The organism is Rubrivivax albus (genome assembly GCF_004016515.1).
Lineage (GTDB): Bacteria > Pseudomonadota > Gammaproteobacteria > Burkholderiales > Burkholderiaceae_C > Rubrivivax > Rubrivivax albus.
In genome coordinates this window covers 64,515-82,707 of record NZ_SACT01000002.1, presented here as the reverse complement: position 1 = coordinate 82,707, position 18,193 = coordinate 64,515, and the positions used below count along the sequence as shown (strand labels likewise).

Annotated in this window: 12 protein-coding genes; 11 read left to right on the top strand and 1 reads right to left on the bottom strand. The window is 71.8% G+C overall.

Going from position 1 to position 18,193, the window contains the following annotated elements:
* Positions 1–29: 29 nt before the first annotated feature.
* The 3 genes from ENE75_RS06565 to ENE75_RS06555 all read left to right on the top strand — a co-directional run bounded on the left by ENE75_RS06565 (position 30) and on the right by ENE75_RS06555 (position 9,684).
* A complete protein-coding gene (locus ENE75_RS06565) occupies positions 30–2,348 on the top strand; it encodes a methyl-accepting chemotaxis protein (RefSeq protein WP_128197051.1) in 2,319 nt (772 codons plus the stop codon).
* Positions 2,349–2,382: 34 nt separating this feature from the next.
* Positions 2,383–8,550 carry a hybrid sensor histidine kinase/response regulator gene (locus ENE75_RS06560; RefSeq protein WP_128197049.1) on the top strand — a complete coding sequence of 2,056 codons (6,168 nt, stop codon included), beginning with the start codon at positions 2,383–2,385 and terminating at the stop codon, positions 8,548–8,550.
* 99 nt (positions 8,551–8,649) lie between these two features.
* On the top strand, positions 8,650–9,684 hold the full coding sequence (locus ENE75_RS06555) for a DUF2157 domain-containing protein (protein ID WP_128197047.1): 1,035 nt from the start codon (positions 8,650–8,652) through the stop codon (positions 9,682–9,684).
* A 6-nt stretch (positions 9,685–9,690) separates the two neighbouring features.
* Here the strand turns inward: ENE75_RS06555 and ENE75_RS06550 are convergent, their stop codons facing one another.
* Positions 9,691–11,163 carry a cryptochrome/photolyase family protein gene (locus ENE75_RS06550; protein ID WP_128197045.1) on the bottom strand — a complete coding sequence of 491 codons (1,473 nt, stop codon included), beginning with the start codon at positions 11,161–11,163 and terminating at the stop codon, positions 9,691–9,693.
* A gap of 32 nt (positions 11,164–11,195) precedes the next feature.
* On the opposite strand from ENE75_RS06550, the gene ENE75_RS06545 reads away from it, so the two are divergent.
* Genes ENE75_RS06545 through ENE75_RS06510 form a run of 8 tightly spaced genes read left to right on the top strand, consistent with a single transcriptional unit; the run spans position 11,196 to position 18,139 of the window.
* Positions 11,196–11,771 (top strand): YqgE/AlgH family protein, encoded by a 576-nt coding sequence (locus ENE75_RS06545; RefSeq protein WP_128197042.1) that lies wholly within the window; start codon positions 11,196–11,198, stop codon positions 11,769–11,771.
* Positions 11,764–12,177, top strand: a complete 414-nt coding sequence (ruvX, locus tag ENE75_RS06540) for a Holliday junction resolvase RuvX (RefSeq protein WP_128197040.1) — start codon at positions 11,764–11,766, stop codon at positions 12,175–12,177. Before ENE75_RS06545 ends, ruvX begins: the two co-directional genes overlap by 8 nt.
* The gene (pyrR, locus tag ENE75_RS06535; RefSeq protein WP_128197038.1) at positions 12,174–12,671 is read left to right on the top strand and encodes a bifunctional pyr operon transcriptional regulator/uracil phosphoribosyltransferase PyrR; all 498 of its coding nucleotides are present in this window, start codon (positions 12,174–12,176) and stop codon (positions 12,669–12,671) included. The genes ruvX and pyrR overlap by 4 nt, the downstream gene beginning before the upstream one ends.
* Positions 12,671–13,633 carry an aspartate carbamoyltransferase catalytic subunit gene (locus tag ENE75_RS06530; protein WP_128197035.1) on the top strand — a complete coding sequence of 321 codons (963 nt, stop codon included), beginning with the start codon at positions 12,671–12,673 and terminating at the stop codon, positions 13,631–13,633. The genes pyrR and ENE75_RS06530 overlap by 1 nt, the downstream gene beginning before the upstream one ends.
* Positions 13,630–14,952, top strand: coding sequence for a dihydroorotase (locus tag ENE75_RS06525; protein WP_128197033.1), 1,323 nt, complete (start codon positions 13,630–13,632; stop codon positions 14,950–14,952). Before ENE75_RS06530 ends, ENE75_RS06525 begins: the two co-directional genes overlap by 4 nt.
* Positions 14,952–15,683: a lysophospholipid acyltransferase family protein gene (locus tag ENE75_RS06520; RefSeq protein ID WP_128197030.1), complete on the top strand. Its 732-nt coding sequence runs from the start codon at positions 14,952–14,954 to the stop codon at positions 15,681–15,683. The genes ENE75_RS06525 and ENE75_RS06520 overlap by 1 nt, the downstream gene beginning before the upstream one ends.
* Positions 15,684–15,692: 9 nt before the next feature.
* Positions 15,693–17,261: a thymidine phosphorylase family protein gene (locus tag ENE75_RS06515; protein ID WP_128197028.1), complete on the top strand. Its 1,569-nt coding sequence runs from the start codon at positions 15,693–15,695 to the stop codon at positions 17,259–17,261.
* A gap of 11 nt (positions 17,262–17,272) precedes the next feature.
* Positions 17,273–18,139 carry a ribose-phosphate diphosphokinase gene (locus tag ENE75_RS06510; RefSeq protein ID WP_128198206.1) on the top strand — a complete coding sequence of 289 codons (867 nt, stop codon included), beginning with the start codon at positions 17,273–17,275 and terminating at the stop codon, positions 18,137–18,139.
* The last annotated feature ends 54 nt before the right edge of the window (positions 18,140–18,193 follow it).

The following is an 18,193-nucleotide window of genomic DNA, read 5'->3' as shown; positions in this document are numbered from 1 at the left end:
GAACACAAGAGCACCGAGAGAGGACCTCCATGAGCTTCCTGGACAGGATCAAGGGCAAGTCGCGCAGCAATCCGGCCCCCGACTCGGTGCCACCGGTGCCGTTCGAAGAGGTCGCCGACGCGGCATCGCCCATGGAGCAGACGGTGCGGCTGGGCCCCGGCGGCGCCACCCTGGCGCCCGACGAGGGCCGCAGCACGATCGGCGAGACCTCCATCATTTCCGAGGCCGCACCCTCCGAACTCGCGCCCGACTACGGCGAGGCCGCGGCGGCCGCCGCGGCTGGCGCCACGGCTAGGCCGCTGCCGCTGATCGGCCACCTGCCGGCGGCGCGCCAGCAGCGCCTGCTGGTCTTGGGTGCCGTCGCTGGGGTCGCGCTGCTGGTGGCGGCGGCATCGCTGGCGCTGGTGGCGGCCAACCGCAGTGCGGCGCAGGTGGATGCCACGGGCCGTGCGCAGACGCAGTCTCAGCGGCTGGCCAAGTCCGTCTCCCAGGCTCTGGTCGGTTCCGCCACCGCCTTCCCCGAGGTGAAGGAGAGTGCGGCCATCCTCGCCGGCAACCTGCGTTCGCTGAAGGACGGTTCGGGCGCCGCACCGGCGGTAGCGACGGGTCTGCAGTTACTGGTGGACCCGCTGCTGCCGCTGGTGGATCGTGCCGAGAAGAACGCGCAGGTCGTGCTGGCGCAGGAAAAGACGCTCACGCAGGTCGGCCAGGCGCTGCGTGCCATCAACCGCCAGTCGGCCGACCTGCTGGAGATCGCCGAGACGCTGTCCTCCCTGAAGCTGCAGCAGGGCGCTTCGCCCGCGGAACTGTCGGCCGTGGGCCAGTTGGTGATGCTGACCCAGCGCATCGGCAAGAGCGCCAACGAGTTCCTGACCATGGAGGGCGTCAGCCCCGAGGCCGTGTTCCTGCTCGGCAAGGACCTCAACAGCTTCCGTGAGATCGCCGACGGCCTGGAGTCCGGGAACCCCGAACTGCGCCTGCCTGGCACGCGCGACCCGCAGACACGCGAGGTGCTGGCCGAACTGGTCAAGCAGTACGAGCAGACGCGCACGCAGGCCGGCGCCATCCTCGGCAACCTGCAGGGCCTGGTGCAGGCCCGCGAGGCGCAGACCAGCATCGTGGCCGACAGCGAACCGCTGCGCCAGGGTCTGGATGCGCTGCAGGCGCAGCTGACCGGCACCGGCGGCCTGTCGCTGCCCTACCTGGCCGCCGGCCTGCTGGGCCTGGCACTGCTGGCCGGCAGCGGCTGGGGCCTGCTGCAGCTGTTCGTGCAGGACCAGACCACCCGGGCGCGTGCCGCGGAGGCCCAGCGCCAGGAAGCCGAACGCCAGGAGCAGGAGGCCAAGCGCGTCAACGACGCCAACCAGGCCGCCATTCTTCGCCTGATGAACGAACTGCAGACGGTGGCCGAGGGCGACCTGACGCAGCAGGCCACCGTGACCGAGGACATCACCGGCGCCATCGCCGACTCGGTGAACTACACGGTGGAGGAACTGCGCACCCTGGTGTCGCAGGTGCAGACCACGGTGGAGCGCGTGACCGAGACGACGCAGCAGGTGGAGCAGACCTCCACCGAACTGCTGGCCGCGTCCACCGAGCAACTGCGCGAGATCCGCGAGACCGGCGAATCGGTGCTGCAGATGGCCGGCCGCATCAACGACGTGTCGGCGCAGGCGCAGGAAACGGCCCAGGTTGCGCGCCAGTCGCTGCATGCGGCCGAGACCGGCCTGCAGGCGGTGCAGAACACCATCGGCGGCATGAACACGCTGCGTGACCAGATCCAGGAGACGTCCAAGCGGATCAAGCGGCTGGGCGAGTCGTCGCAGGAGATCGGCGAGATCACCGAGTTGATCTCCGACATCACGGAACAGACCAACGTGCTGGCGCTCAACGCCGCCATCCAGGCCGCCAGCGCCGGCGAAGCAGGCCGAGGCTTCTCGGTGGTGGCCGAGGAAGTGCAGCGGCTGGCCGAACGCTCCGGCGACGCGACGCGGCAGATCGCGGCCATCGTGCGCACGATTCAGACCGACACCCAGGACGCCGTGGCCGCCATGGAGCGCTCGACGCAGGGCGTGGTCGAGGGCGCGCGCCTGTCCGACGCCGCCGGCACCGCGCTGGCCGACATCGACCGCGTGACGCGCGAACTCTCCGACCTCATCGAGCGCATCTCGCGCCAGGCGTCCGAGGAGGCCAGTTCGGCCAACGTGGTGGCCGAGAACATCCAGCACATCTTCGCCGTGACCGAGCAGACCGGCGACGGCACGCGCTCGACGGCGCAGATGGTGCGCGAACTGTCGCGCACCGCCGAGGAGCTGCGCCAGTCGGTGGCGCGCTTCAAGGTCAGCTGAACGGCGGGCGCGCAGCGCACGCGAAAGAGGCCCCATGAGCCAGGAAGCCGAACCGATCGCCGGCGACGACCTCAGTGCCCTGGCGTGGGTGCAGGGGGAGTTGCGGCGCACCTTGGAGACTGCGCACAAGGCGCTGCGACGCTATGTTCGCGAGGTCGAAGGGGTCGGTGGTTCCGACGTCGACAGCGCCGACCCGGCTGTGCTGCGCAACGCGCGCGTGCAGCTGCACCAGGGTGTCGGTGCGCTCGAACTGGTTGGCCTGCCTGTGGTGGCACAGGTGCTGCGCGCCGGCGAGGCTGCCGTGCAACGCATGGTGGCGCGGCCCAAGCTGGCCACGCCGAAAGCCGTGGAGACCATCGAGCAGGCCTCGTTCGCCGTGCTCGACTACCTGGGGCGCGTGCTGGCGGGCAAGCCGGTGTCCACGCTGGCGCTCTTCCCGCAGTACGCGGCCGTGCAGGCCCTGGCCGGTGCCGAGCGCGTGCATCCGGCCGACCTGTGGTCCAGCGACTGGCAGTGGCGCCAGCTGCCTGTCGACGCGCGGGTCACCCCGCGTGCCGCCGACGACGCAGCGCGCGGCGAGATGGAAGGGTTGGTGCTGGCGCTGATGCGCGGCACCGACCCGGCCGCGCCACTGCGCATGAGCCACCTCTGTTCAGAGCTCGGCGCGGGCACCCAGGGCGAACTGGCCACGCTGTGGCACCTGGCAGCGGCCTTCTTCGAGGCCCAGGCGGCCCGCCTGATCGAGCAGGACCTCTACACCAAACGCATCGCGTCCAGGCTGCTCGCGCAGCTGCGCGGTGCGATCAAGGGCGATGCGGCCGTGTCCGAGCGCCTGGCGCAGGACCTGCTCTTCTACTGCGTGCGCGCGGAACCCACCGATCCGGCCAACCAGCTGCGCCTGATGGCCGTGCAGTCGGTTTGGCCGGGCGACGACCAGGCGCGCGCCGACTACGACACCCCGCGTCTGGGCCTGTTCGACCCGGCCGTGATGCTGCAGGCGCGCAAACGCGTGGCTGGCGCCAAGGATGCCTGGTCCGCCGTCGCCGGCGGCGAACTGCAGCGCCTGGCGGGCCTCGGCGAGTCCTTCGCGCTGCTGGCCGATTCCGTGCAGCGCTTGTTCCCTGGTGGCGAGGCGCTCGCGCAGGCCCTGCAGGCGGCCGCGGGCCGCAGCGTGCAGTCCCAGCGCCAGCCCGAGCCGGAACTGGCCATGGAAGTGGCCACCGCCGTGCTCTACCTCGATGCCGTGCTCGAGGACGGCGAGCTCGACCAGCCCGTGCTGGCCGAGCGCGTGCAGCGGCTGGCCGAACGCATCCGTGACGTCGATGCCGGCAACGAGCCGCAGCCGCTCGAGTCGTGGATGGAGGACCTGTACCGGCGCATCTCCGACCGCCAGACCATGGGCAGCGTCGTGCAGGAACTGCGCTCGTCGCTGTCCGAGGTCGAGAAGCAGATCGACCAGTACTTCCGCAACCCGGCCCAGCGCGAACTGCTGATCCCGGTGCCGGCGCAGCTGTCGGCGATGCGTGGCGTGCTCACCGTGCTCGGCATGGACCAGGCTTCGCAGGCCGTGCTGCACATGCGCGACAGCGTCGATCAACTGGCGCAGACCGAGGTCGACCCGCAGCGGGCGGTGCAGGCCGGCACCTTTGACCGCCTGGCCGACAACCTGGGCGCGCTGAGCTTCCTGATCGACATGCTCAGCGTGCAGCCGCAGCTGGCCAAGACGCTGTTCCGCTTCGATTCCGCCACTGGCACGCTCAGTGCAGTGATGGGGCAGAGCGAGCGCACCTCGGCCTTCGCCGCCTTCGAGCCGACGGCGCTCGAACCGGTGGCGACGAACGTGGTCCCCCTGGCCGAGGGTGAGGCCCCGACGGTCGCGCCTGCGACGGTGGCGCCGGCACCCGTGGCGGCACCGACGCCAGCACCCGCGCCTGCACCCGCCGCGGCGGCGAACAGCGGCCTGGAAGACGACGCCGAGATGCGCGAGATCTTCCTCGAGGAGGCGCGCGAGGTGATCGCCGGTGCCCGCGCGTCGCTGGCGCACCTGGGTCAGTCGCCGGACGACGTGGCCGAGCTGACCACCGTCCGGCGCGCCTTCCACACGCTCAAGGGCAGCTCGCGCATGGTCGGCCTCAAGGCCTTCGGCGAGGCGGCGTGGGCGTGCGAGCAGCTGTACAACGCGCGCCTGGCACAGAACGCACGCCTGGACGACCCGCTGGCCCAGTTCAGCACCCAGGCGCTGGACTACTTGGCCGACTGGGTAGAGGCCATTGCCGACGGCGTCGACCGCGGCCATGAGACCGCTGCCGTGGCCGAGGCGGCGGACGCCTTGCGCATCGACGGCCGATCGGTGCCGGTGCGTGCCGTGGCGACGCCGGCCGACAGCGACGATGCCGCTGCGCTGCCGGACTGGCCGGTCGAGGAAGAATACGGCGACATGGAGCGCACGGCGGTGCTGCCACCTGCCGTGGAGCCGCTGGTGGACCGGGTGCCCGACCTGCCCTCGGCCGGCGACCTCGACCTGCTGTCGCTGGATCTCGAGCCAGCGTCGGAACCCGGGGCTTCGGCGGATGCGGTGCCGACGACGGCGGAGGCGCCGCTGGCCGACACGCTCGACCTCTCGGCGGTGCCTGGCACCGAGTCGGCGATGGACGGCGGCACCGACGATCTGCTGCCGACGCTCGACGAGGTGGCCGAAGAGTTGGCAGAAGAGGTGGCCGAAGCGGTACCCGCCGCGGAAGCCCCCCTGGCGCCCGACGACCAGACGGCCGACTTCACGCTCGACCTGGAGGCGCTGGACGACGCCGAGCCCGCCACGCCGGCCATGACGGAACTGCCTGTCGAGGCCGCGCAGCCCGAGTCCGCGCCGGAAAACCTGACGGCGCTGCCCGACCTGCCCCTGCCCGAACCGGAGGCGCTGGAGGAGGTGGAGCTGTCGGTCGCCGAGTTCGACCTCGTGTTCGACACGCCGGCCGAAGTGACCGCGGTACCGTCGGAGGTCGTGCCAGTCGAGGCCGCTGCGCCTGCACCGCTGGACGAACCGCACGAGCTTCCCGAGGCGACACCCGTTGCACCGGAGATCGGGGCCGAGGCCGAGGTCGCGGTGGACGCGGGACCGCCACCCGAGACCGAACCCGCCGTCGAAACGGAAGCCGCCCAGCCACCGGTTACCGATGCGGCGGCGGAGCCCGCCGACGACGAAGTCAAGATCATAGGCCCGCTGCGCATCGCGATCCCGCTGTTCAACATCTTCCTCAACGAGGCGGACGAGCAGTCGCGCCGGCTGGGCACCGAGATCGCCGAATGGTCGCTCGAGCCGCATCGGCCGGTCGGCGATTCCACGATCGCGCTGGCGCACTCGCTGGCCGGCAATTCCGGCACCGTCGGCTTCACCGACCTGTCGGTGCTGGCGCGTTCGCTGGAACATGCGCTGATGCGCAGCCGCGCCATCGGCCACGCCAGTGAAGGCGAGCCGTCACTCTTCAGCGACGCGGCCGAGGAGATTCGGGCGCTGCTGCACCAGTTCGCCGCCGGGTTCCTGAAGCCGGTCAGCGAACCGCTGATGGCGCGCCTGCTCGACCACGAGGTGGCCACGTCGAATCCGGAGCGCGACACCGAGTCGCCGATGCTGGACGACGACGAACTCGCCGACCTCACGCCCGCGCCGACCGCGCCGGTGGCGACGACAGTGGCGCCGCCAGTCGAGCTGGATTGGGCCGACGAGGTCGATGCCGTCGATGCCATCGACGCCGACCTGTTCCCGATCTTCGAGGAGGAAGCCGACGAACTGCTGCCGCAACTGCGCGCCCGGCTCGGCGAGTGGGCGCGGCATCCCGGCGACGACGGTGCGGCATCGGCCTGCATGCGTACGCTGCACACCTTCAAGGGTGGCGCACGACTGGCGGGCGCGATGCGCGTGGGCGAACTGGCCCACCGGCTGGAAGGCGAGATCGAGCGCCTGATGGCGCGCGAGGACGTCGACGCCCAGTCCGTGGAGCGGCTGCTGGCCCGCGCCGACACCATGGCCGCGGTCTTCGAGCGGCTGCGTACCGCGCCCGCCCCGCAGCCGGTGGCGCCGGCGCCTGTCGTCCCGCCCGAACCCGAGGCCATCGTGGCACCGGCGCCGACCCAGCCAGAGGACGAAGCCGAGGTCGAGGCCACGCTGCCGCTGCCGCCAACTTCGGAGGCTCCTGCCGAACCTGCATCGGCGCTGGCGCCTGCGGTCGATGCCGCGCCCGCGGGTCAGCAGGCCGAGCGTGCGCCGGCACCGGCCGCGGAGATCGACTGGTCGCGCTTCGCCGAGATTGAAGCGCTGGTGGCGCCGGAGACGGAATCGGCAGAGGCCACGGCCGGCTCCGGCCAGGCGGCCACGGTGCGCGTGCGCGCCCCGCTGCTCGACCGCCTGGTCAACCAGGCCGGCGAGGTGAGCATCACGCGGGCGCGCATCGAGTCGGAGATGCGCACGCTGCAGGGCTCGCTCGGCGACCTGACCGACAACCTCGAGAAGCTGCGGCGCCACCTGCGCGACATCGAACTTCAGGCCGAGACCCAGATCACGTCGCGCATGGAGGCGGCCAAGGCCGCGGCCGAATCCTTCGACCCGCTGGAGATGGACCGCTTCACGCGCTTCCAGGAGCTCACGCGGATGATGGCCGAGTCGGTCAACGACGTGGCCACCGTGCAGCGCGGGCTGCAGCGCGCGCTGCAGGCCTCGGAAGACGAACTGGCGATGCAGGCGCGCCTGACGCGCGAACTGCAGGGCGACCTGCTGCGCACGCGCATGGTCGAGTTCGAGAGCCTGTCCGACCGCCTGTACCGCGTGGTGCGGCTGGCTGCCAAGGAGACCGGCAAGTCGGTGCGGCTGGACATCGTCGGCGGCTCGATCGAAGTCGACCGTGGTGTGCTGGAGCGCATGGTCGGCCCGTTCGAGCACCTGCTGCGCAACAGTGTGGCCCACGGCATCGAAGGTGCCACCGAGCGGCACAAGGCCGGCAAGCCGGAGGCCGGCGCCATCACCATCACCACGGTGCAGGAAGGCAACGAGGTGGCGGTGGAGGTGCGTGACGACGGCGCCGGGCTCAACCTCGCGCGCATCCGCGCCCGGGCCATCGAGCGCGGACTGCTGGCCGCCGATGCCGATCCCAGCGACGCCGAGGTCGCGCAGCTGATCTTCGTGCCCGGGTTCTCCACCGCTGATGCCGTCACCGGCCTCTCCGGCCGTGGCGTGGGCATGGACGTGGTTCGGGCCGAGGTGCTGGCCATGGGCGGCCGCATCGAGACCGACACCCGGGCCGGGCAGGGCACGGCCTTCCGCCTGCTGCTGCCGCTGACGACGGCGGTGACGCAGGTCGTGATGCTGCGTTTCGGCGAACGCCAGGTGGCCGTGCCGTCGACGCTGGTCGAGGTGGTGCGGCGCGAGAAGCCGGCGGTGGTCGAGGCCAGCTATGCCAGCGGCCACTTTGCCCACGATGGCGAGGACGTGCCGTTCTACTGGCTCGGTGCCCTGCTGCAGGCCGAGGGCCGCGGTGTGGGCGGAGCCCGCTCGCAGACCGTGATCGTGCTGCGCTCGGCGGCGCAGCGTGTGGCGGTGCACGTCGACGAGGTGCTGGGCAACCAGGAAGTGGTGGTCAAGAACGTCGGCCCGCAGCTGTCGCGCCTGCCGGGCCTGGCCGGGGTGACCCTGCTGCCGTCCGGCGCCGTGGCCACCATCTACAACCCGGTGGCGCTGGCGGCGGTCTACGGCGACGAGGCGCGCCGGCGCATGCAGGCCATACCTGAGCCGCTGGCAGCGGTTCCGGAACAGGCCGCGCTGCCGGTGGCGCTGTCGCCGCTGGTGATGGTGGTCGATGATTCACTGACCGTGCGCCGGGTGACCCAGCGCCTGCTGGTCCGCGAGGGCTACCGCGTGGTGCTCGCCAAGGACGGGATGGACGCCCTGGAGCGCCTGGCGGAGGAACGGCCGGCGATCCTGCTGTCGGACATCGAGATGCCGCGGATGGACGGCTTCGACCTCGTCCGCAACGTGCGCGCCGATCCGCGGCTGGCCGACCTGCCGGTGATCATGATCACCTCGCGCATCGCGCAGAAGCACCGCGACTATGCGGCCGAACTGGGCGTGGACCACTACCTGGGCAAGCCCTATTCGGAAGACGAGTTGCTGGCGCTGGTGGCGCGCCATGTGCAGGCCGACATCGCGTTGTGAGCGGCCCGTGAGAGCGCCTTGGGCCGGGTTGTCCGCAATCCGGTCTGGTTTGCAGTGCACGGCTGAACGTCGGGCACCACCACCTCGCCCGGGCCGACCGTGGACCTGAAACGCACCGACTTGCAGGCCGCCGAAGCGCAGGGGTTGATCCCGGCTGGCCAGGCCGACGCCCTCTGGACGTTCCTGCAGGCGCGGCACGCTGACCGGCCGGGCTTCCGCACGTCGCACATCCTCTACTACCTCGGGGGGCTGATCGCGATCAGCGCGATGTCGCTGTTCATGACCCTGGGCTGGGAGCGCTTCGGTGGCACGGGCCTGGCCGCCATCGCGGTCGCGTATGCCGTGGCGGCCCTGGCCACGGCCGATCACCTGCTGCGCTCCCGTGGCCAGCCGATCCCGGCAGGCCTGCTGGCGGCGCTGGCCGTGGCGCTGGTGCCGCTGGCCGTGTACGGCCTGCAGCAGGCCGCCGACTTGTGGCCCGAGGGCGAGGCTGCGCGCGACTACCACCGCCACATCGACGGCCGCTGGCTGCTGATGGAACTGGCCACGCTGGCTGCTGGCGCCGCGGTGCTGTGGCGCTGGCGGCTGCCGTTCTCGGTGATGCCGGTGGCCGTGACGCTGTGGTACCTGACGATGGACTTCGCGCCCTTCCTGGCCGGACAGCCCGACGTGGACTGGGAACTGCGCAAGCTGGTGTCGCTGGTCACCGGCCTGGCCCTGATCGGCCTGGCCTTCTGGGTGGACCTGCGCAGCCGGCACGGGCCCGATTTCGCCTTCTGGCTCTACCTGGCCGGCGTGCTGGCGTTCTGGGGCGGCCTGTCGCTGATGCGCTCGGACAGCGAGTGGTCGAAGCTGGCGTACTGCGGCATCAACCTGGTCATGATCGGCGTCGGCGCGCTGCTGTCGCGCCGGGTCTTCGCGGTCTTCGGTGGGCTGGGCGTGGCCGGCTACCTCGGCTACCTGGCGCAGGTGCTGTTCAAGGACAGCCTGGTCTTTCCCTTCGCGCTGACACTGGTCGGCCTGGGCGTCATCGGCGCCGGCCTGTGGTGGCAGAAACACGAGCAGTCCCTGGCCGCCCGGCTGCGTGCGCCGCTGCCGCGCGCACTGCGCGAACTGCTGGAAGCCCGCGGCTGACCTGTTTCAACCGCCCTTGACCACCGCGTAGCGCTGCAGCGTCTGCGCCCGCGCTTCGGCATGGTCGACGATGGGCTCGGGGTAGTCCACGCCCAGCCGCAGGCCTGCGGCGGCCAGGTCCACCGGCCGCGCCAGCCAGGGCGCATGGATCAGCTTGTCGGGCAGTTTCGCCAGCGCCGGCAGGTAGCGGCGGATGAAGCGCGCCTCGGGGTCGAATTTCTGGCTCTGGCTGACCGGGTTGAAGATGCGGAAGTAGGGCTGGGCGTCGCAGCCGCTGCTGGCGGCCCATTGCCAGCCGCCGTTGTTGGCGGCCAGGTCGAAGTCGTTGAGGTGCAGCGCGAAGTAGGCCTCGCCCCGCCGCCAGTCGATGCCGAGGTCCTTGGTCAGGAAACTGGCCACCACCATGCGCAGCCGGTTGTGCATGTAGCCGGTCTGGTTGATCTGATGCATTGCCGCGTCCACCAGCGGGTAGCCGGTGCGGCCCTCGCACCAGGCGTCGAAATGGGCGTCGGCCGCCTTGCCATGGGCCCAGCGGATGCGGTCGTACTCCGGGCGGAAGGCATGGCCCACCACGTGCGGGTGGTGGTGCAGCACCTGGTGGTAGAAGTCCCGCCAGACCAGTTCCGACAGCCAGACCTCGGCGCCGCGCTGGCCGGCCACCATGCGCTGGTGCGCCTCCCGCGCCAGCCGGCGGATCGATACCGTGCCGAAGCGCAGGTGCGTGCTCAGGTAACTGGGGCCCTTGACGGCCGGGAAGTCGCGCGCCTCGTGGTAGCGGTCGATGCGGCCCAGGAAGTCGTCCAGCAGTTCCTGGGCGCCGGCCGGGCCGCTGGGCAGCTTCAGCTGGTGCAGGTTGGTGCGCTCGAACCCCAAATCCTCCAGCGCCGGCACGCCCGCTTCGCCCGGCGGCCGCGGTGCCAGTGCGCTGGCGTGTCTGGCCACCGGGTAGGCCTTGAGGTAGAACGGGGTCAGCTTCTTCAGCCACGCGTTCTTGTACGGCGTGAAGACCGAGAAGGCGCCGCCGGCCTGCGTCAGGACCTCTTCGCGCTCGAAGACGACGTGGTCCTTGCTGGTGTGCAGCACCACGCCGGCCTCGGCCAGCGCACCGCGGGCCGCGGCGTCGCGGGTCAGCGCCGCCGGCTCGTCGTCGTGGCTGGCGTACACCGCCTGCACGTGCAGTGCACGCGCCAGCGCGACGATCTCCGCCACCGCCTGGCCGTGGCGCACGATCAGCCCCGCGCCGTCCACGCCGTGGGACGCCGCCAGCGCGCGCAGTTCGGCGTCCACGCCGACCAGGCTGTCGCGGATGAACTCCACCCGCCGGTCGCGGCGCGGCAGCGGGTCCAGGATGGCGCGGTCGAAGACGAACACGCACCACACCTGGCGGGCGGCGCGCAGCGCGTGGTACAGGGCGGCATGGTCGTCGGCGCGCAGGTCGCGGCGCAGCCAGACGAGGGCGCGGTCGATGGGCTTTTCCACGGCAGGAGTGTGCCCGCGCCTAGAATCCCTGCATGCCCGGCAATGACTTCACCAACCAGTTCCTGATCGCCATGCCCGGCATGGTCGACGAGAACTTCGCCGGCAGCGTGGTCTACCTGTGCGAGCACAACGACAAGGGCGCGCTGGGCCTGGTCATCAACAAGCCCATCGACATCACGCTGAAGAACCTGTTCGAGAAGGTGGAACTGCCGCTGGACCGTGACGAGCTGGCCCGCCAGCCGGTGCTCTTCGGCGGCCCGGTGCAGACCGAACGCGGCTTCGTGTTGCACGAGGGCCATGCGCCGGACGAGGAGAGCGGCTACAGCTCCACGCTCAACATCCCAGGCGGCCTGGCCATGACGACGAGCAAGGACGTGCTCGAGGCCGTGGCCGATGGCGCCGGCCCGAAGAAGCTGCTGATCACCCTGGGCTGCAGCGGCTGGGAGCCGGGCCAGCTGGAGGACGAGATCGTGCGCAACGGCTGGCTCACCGTGCCGGCCGACCCGGCGGTGATCTTCGACACCCCGATCGAGCAGCGCTACGACCGCGCGCTCGGCCTGCTCGGGGTCGACCCGCGCATGCTCAGCGGCGAGGCGGGGCATGCCTGAGGGCAGTCCTGCCGTTGCCCGTGCCCCGCAATCCTTCCTGGCCTTCGACTTCAGCCTCCGCCGGGTGGGCGTGGCCGCGGGCAATGCCCTCACCGGCACGGCCCAGCCACTGAAGACGCTGACCGCCGAGGGCGATGCGCGATTCGCTGCCATCGCCGCCCTGATCGCCGAGTGGCAGCCCGACGCCCTCGTGGTCGGCGTGCCGCGTCACCCCGACGGCGCACCGAACGACAATACGGCGCGCGCCCAGCGCTTTGCCCGCCAGCTGCACGGCCGATTCCGCCTGCCGGTGCACGAGGTGGACGAGCGCTGGACGACCACCGCCGCCGCCGAGGCCGGCGCCCGCGACCTCGACGCGGCGGCGGCGGCCCTGATCCTGGAACAGTTCCTGGGGGAGTCCCGATGAACCTCTCGCTCGATGCCGAGGCGCTGGTGAGCCAGCTGCGCGACGGCGTGCGCGGCCTGATGTCGCCGGCCACGCAGCTGGTCGGCATCTGGTCCGGCGGGGCCTGGCTGGTGCAGCGGCTGCAGGCCGACCTGGGCCTGGACGCCGTGGGCACGGTCTCCAGCCGGATGCACCGCGACGACTTCGGTGAGCGTGGCCTGGCCGCCGGCGCCGACGCCACCGCGCTGCCGTTCGCGGTCGACGGCGCCGACATCCTGCTGGTGGACGACGTGCTCTACACCGGCCGCACCATCCGCGCCGTGCTCAACGAGCTCTACGACTACGGTCGCCCGGCCCGTGTGCGCCTGGCGGTGCTGGTGGACCGCGGCGGGCGCGAGCTGCCGATCGAAGCCGCGTTCGCCGCCGCCCGCGTGACCCTGGCGCCGACCCAGCGGCTGCGCCTCGCACGCGACGATGCCGGTCGCTTCAGCTTCGACACCGAGGAGGGCCGCTGATGCTGAGCAAGCGCAACCCCCAGCTCAACGCCCATGGCGAGCTCATCCACCTGCTGTCCATCGAAGGCCTGCCCAAGGCCGTGCTGACGCAGATCCTGGACACCGCCGGCACCTTCCTCAGCGTCAACGAGCGCGACGTGAAGAAGGTGCCGCTGCTGCGCGGCAAGAGCCTGTTCAACCTGTTCTTCGAGAACAGCACGCGCACGCGCACCACGTTCGAGATCGCGGCCAAGCGGCTGAGCGCCGACGTCATCAACCTCGACATCGCGCGCAGCAGCACGGCCAAGGGCGAGAGCCTGCTCGACACCATCGCCAACCTGTCGGCGATGCAGGCCGACCTGTTCGTGGTGCGCCACAGCGAAAGCGGTGCGCCCTACCTGATCGCCCAGCACTGTGCGCCGCACGTGCACGTGGTCAATGCGGGCGACGGGCGCCACGCCCACCCCACGCAGGGGCTGCTGGACATGTACACGATCCGGCACTTCAAGCAGGACTTCACCGGGCTGACGGTGGCCATCGTCGGCGACATCGTGCACTCGCGCGTCGCGCGCAGCGACATCCACGCGCTGGCCACGCTGGGCGTGCCGGAGATCCGTGCCGTGGGCCCCAAGACCCTGGTGCCGGGCGACCTGCGCGAGATGGGCGTGCGCGTGTGCCACGACATGGCCGAGGGCATCCGGGACGCCGACGTGATCATCATGCTGCGGCTGCAGAACGAGCGCATGAGCGGCGCCATGCTGCCCAGCGCCGGCGAGTTCTTCAAGAGTTTCGGCCTGACGCCGGAGAAGCTGGCGCTGGCCAGGCCGGACTGCATCGTCATGCACCCGGGCCCGATCAACCGCGGCGTGGAGATCGCGTCGGAGGTGGCCGACGGCGCGCACAGCGTGATCCTGCCGCAGGTGACCTTCGGCATCGCGGTGCGCATGGCGGTGATGTCCATCATTGCGGGGAACGACGCATGAATATCCTGGTGCAGGGTGGCCGGGTGGTGGACCCGGCTTCGGGCCGCGACGAGGCCGCCGACATCGCCATCGCCTCCGGCCGCATCGTCGCCATCGGCGCCGTCAGCCCCGACTTCACGGCCGACCGCCGCATCGACGCCCGCGGCTGCATCGTCGCCCCGGGCCTGGTGGACCTGGCGGCTCGGCTGCGCGAGCCGGGCCACGAGCACGAGGGCCTGCTGGAAAGCGAACTGGCCGCGGCCGCCGCCGGCGGCGTGACCAGCCTGGTCTGCCCGCCCGACACCGACCCCGTGCTCGACGAGCCGGGCCTGGTGGAGATGCTGAAGTTCCGCGCCCGCAAGCTCAGCCGCTGCCGTCTGTTCCCGCTGGGGGCGCTCACGCGTGGCCTGGGGGGCGAGGCGCTGACCGAGATGGCCGAGCTCACCGAGGCCGGCTGCATCGGCTTCTCGCAGGCGGAGTCGCCGGTCACCGACACCCAGGTGCTGTGGCGCGCGCTGCAGTACGCCAGCACCTTCGGCTACACCGTGTGGCTGCGCCCGCAGGACCGATGGCTCGGCAAGGGCGTGGCTGCCAGCGGGCCGGTGGCCACGCGGCTGGGGCTGTCGGGCGTGCCGGTGGCCGCCGAGACGGTGGCCCTGGCCACACTGTTCGAACTCGTGCGCGCCACCGGTGCGCGTGTGCACCTGTGCCGCCTGTCCAGCGCCGCGGGCGTGGCCATGCTGCGCGCCGCCAAGGCCGAAGGCCTGCCGGTGACGGCGGACGTGAGCATCCATTCGCTGCACCTGACGGACATGGACATTGGCTACTTCAACCCCGCGATGCGCCTGGTGCCGCCGCTGCGCAGTGCGCGCGACCGCGACGCGCTGCGGGCGGCGCTGGCCGACGGCACCCTCGACGCGCTGGTCTCCGACCACATGCCCGTGAGCGCCGACGAGAAGACGCTGCCCTTCGCCGAGGCCGTGCCCGGCGCCACCGGGCTGGAACTGCTGCTGGGCCTGGCGCTGCACTGGGGCGAGGCCAGCGGGGTGGGGCTGCAGCGCGCGCTGGCCGTCATCACCCAGGGCCCGGTGCAGGTGCTGGGCAAGGCACTGGGCTCGCTGGCCGCGAGCGCCGGGCGGCTGGCGGAAGGCGGCGTGGCCGACATCTGCGTGTTCGACCCCGACGCGCGCTGGCCAGTGAAGCCGGAACTGCTGAAGAGCCAGGGCACGCACACGCCGTTCGCCTTCGAGCACAGCGGTTTCGAGCTGCCGGGCCGCGTGCGTGCCACGCTGGTGGCCGGCACCGTGGCCTACGAGGCGACCTCGGCTCCTGACGCCTGATGCTGCGCGCCGTTTGGCGGCTGCTGCGTGCGCTGGGCCATGTGCTGCACGGCATGGCCATCGTGCTGCTGCGCTTTCCGTCGCTGGCGCCGGCCGCGCGCGAGGCACGCGTGGGCTGGTGGGCGGCGAAGATGCTGCGCTGCCTGGGCCTGGAACTGCGCGTGCAGGGGCGGTTCAAGCCAGGCGCCAAGCTGATCGTCGCCAACCACGTCTCGTGGCTGGACATCATGGCGGTGCACGCGGTCTGTCCCGAGGCGCGCTTCGTCTCCAAGGCCGACGTGCAGGGCTGGCCGCTGCTGAACCGGCTGATCGACAGCGCACGCACGCTCTACATCCGCCGCGAGAGCCGGCGCGATGCGCTGCGCGTGGTGCACGACATGGCCGCGGCGCTGCAGGCTGGCGACACGGTGGCGGTGTTCCCCGAAGGCACCACCGGCACCGGGCCCGACCTGCTGCCGTTCCACGCCAACCTGCTGCAGGCAGCGATCGCCACCGGCGCGGCCATCCAGCCGGTGGCGCTGCGCTATGCCGACCCTCGGCACCGCTTCAGCCCAGCGGCCACCTGGGTCGGCGACGCGACGCTGCTGGACAGCCTGTGGGCGCTGGCGCGCGCCGACGGCCTGGTCGTGCACCTGGACGTGATCGAACCGCAGGCCAGCGCACACGCCGACCGGCGCGCGCTGGCGGCCTCGCTGCAGACCCTGATCGGTGAGCGCCTGGCGGCGCAGTAGAGTCGCGCGATGAACGGCAAGGGCCCGGCGCAGACGCTGCAGATCCGCCGGGTGGGCATCGACACCTGGCGCGAGAGCGTGGTCTACCTGCACCGCGACTGTCCGGTGGTGCGTGCCGAGGGCTTCCAGGCGCTGTCCAAGGTGACGGTGCACGCCAACGGCACCACGCTCACCGCCGTGCTCAACGTGGTGGACGATGAACGCATCGTCGCGCGCTGCGAGCTCGGCGTCAGCGAGGACGCGTTCGCTCGCCTGCAGGTGGCCGAAGGCCACGCGGCCCGGGTCGACCATGCCGAGCCGCCGCCGTCGATCGCGGCGCTGCACCGCAAGATCGCCGGCGACCGGCTGGGGCGCGAGGACCTGCAGGCCATCGTGGCCGACATCGCCGCGGCCCGCTACTCGAAGATCGAGCTCGCGGCCTTCGTCGTCGCCACCCACCAGTTCGAGCTCGACCGCGACGAGGTGCTGCACCTGACGCAGGCCATGGCCGCCGTCGGCCAGCGCCTGGATTGGGCCCACGACGTGGGCGCTGGCCCGGTGGTGGACAAGCACTGCATCGGCGGCATCCCGGGCAACCGCACCTCGATGCTGGTGGTGCCCATCGTGGCCGCCCATGGACTGTGGTGCCCGAAGACCTCGTCGCGTGCCATCACCTCGCCCGCCGGCACGGCCGACACCATGGAAGTGCTGGCCGACGTGGCCCTGCCCACGCAGCGCCTGGCGGAGATCCTGCGCGCCACGCGCGGCTGCCTGGCCTGGGGCGGCACGGCGGGCCTGTCGCCGGCCGACGACATCCTGATCTCGGTGGAACGCCCGCTGGCGCTGGACTCCCCCGGGCAGATGGTGGCCTCCATCCTGAGCAAGAAGCTCGCGGCCGGCTCCACCCACCTGCTGCTGGATATTCCGGTGGGCCCGACGGCCAAGGTGCGTTCCATGCCCGAGGCGCAACGGCTGAAGAAGCTGTTCGAGTTCGTGGCCGACCGCCTGGGCCTGCATCTGGACGCAGTGATCACCGACGGCCGCCAGCCCATCGGCCGTGGCATCGGCCCGGTGCTGGAGGCGCGCGACGTGATGCAGGTGCTGGGCAACGCCCCGGACGCGCCCAACGACCTGCGGCAGAAGGCGCTGCGACTGGCCGGCCGCATGATCGAGTTCGACCCCGACGTGCGCGGCGGCGACGGCTGGCGCATCGCGCGCGACATCCTCGAATCGGGCCGCGCGCTGGAGCGCATGAACGCCATCATCGACGCCCAGGGCCGGCGCACGCCACCGCCGCCCGGGCCGCTGACCTTCGACGTGGCCGCGCCGGTCTCGGGCACGGTGGTCGGCGTGGACAACCTGCGCCTGGCGCGCATCGCGCGGCTGACCGGCGCGCCCCAGGTGCCGTCGGCCGGCGTTGACCTGGCCGTGCGCCTGGGCGACCGTGTCGAGGCCGGGCAACCGCTGTACCGGCTGCACGCCTGCTACGAGGCCGACCTGGCCTTTGCCCGTGCGATGGCCGAGGCCGACAGCGGCTGGCGCATCGGTGACGCCGCCACGTTGCCGCGCGACATCGTCGATGGGCGCGGCCTGTCGTGAAGGCCCGACGAATGCTGCTGCACTTCGACGACGAACAACCGCTGGCCGAAGCGCTGGCGGCAGCCCTGGACTGGCCCAGCATGCTGGTGCAGCGACATGCCTTCCCCGACGGCGAGACGCGACTGCGGCTGCCCGCCAAGCTGCCGCCGGACGTGATCCTGCTGCGCGGGCTGCAGCAGCCCAACGCCAAGCTCACCGAGCTCTGGCTGGCCGCAGCCGGCGCGCGAGAACTCGGCGCACGGCGGCTCACGCTGGTCAGCCCCTACCTGGCCTACATGCGACAGGACATGGCCTTCACGCCGGGCGAGGTGGTGAGCCAGCGTCACGTGGGCGCGCTGCTGGCGCAGGCCTTCGACCGCGTGGTCACCGTGGACCCGCACCTCCACCGCGTGCCGACGCTGGACGCTGTGCTGCCCGGCCGCCGAGGCACGGCGCTGACCGCGGCGCCGCTGCTGGGCCGCTGGATCGCGCAGCAGGTGCCTGGCGCGCTGCTGCTAGGCCCGGACGAGGAGGCCGGCCAGTGGGTGCGTGCCGCGGCCGAGGCCGCGGGCCTGGACCATGCCGTGTGCCTGAAGCAGCGGCACGGCGATCACGACGTGGCCGTGTCGCTGCCCGCGGCGCCGGTGGCCGGCCGTGCCGTGGTGCTGCTCGACGACGTGGCCAGCACCGGGCGCACGCTGGTCGGTGCCGCGCGCGGCGCGCTGGCCGCCGGCGCGGCGAGCGTGGACGTGGCGGTGACGCACGCGCTCTTCGTCGGCGATGCCGAGGCGCAGGTGCGGGCGGCCGGCGTGGGGCGTGTCTGGAGCACCGACTGCGTGCCGCATGCGAGCAACGCGGTGTCGGTCGTGCCGCTGTTGGCACAGGCCCTGAGGCACTGAGCGGCCACGGTTTCCCGGGGCATCGGCGCGCGCTAAAGTCGGCCGCTCATCAGC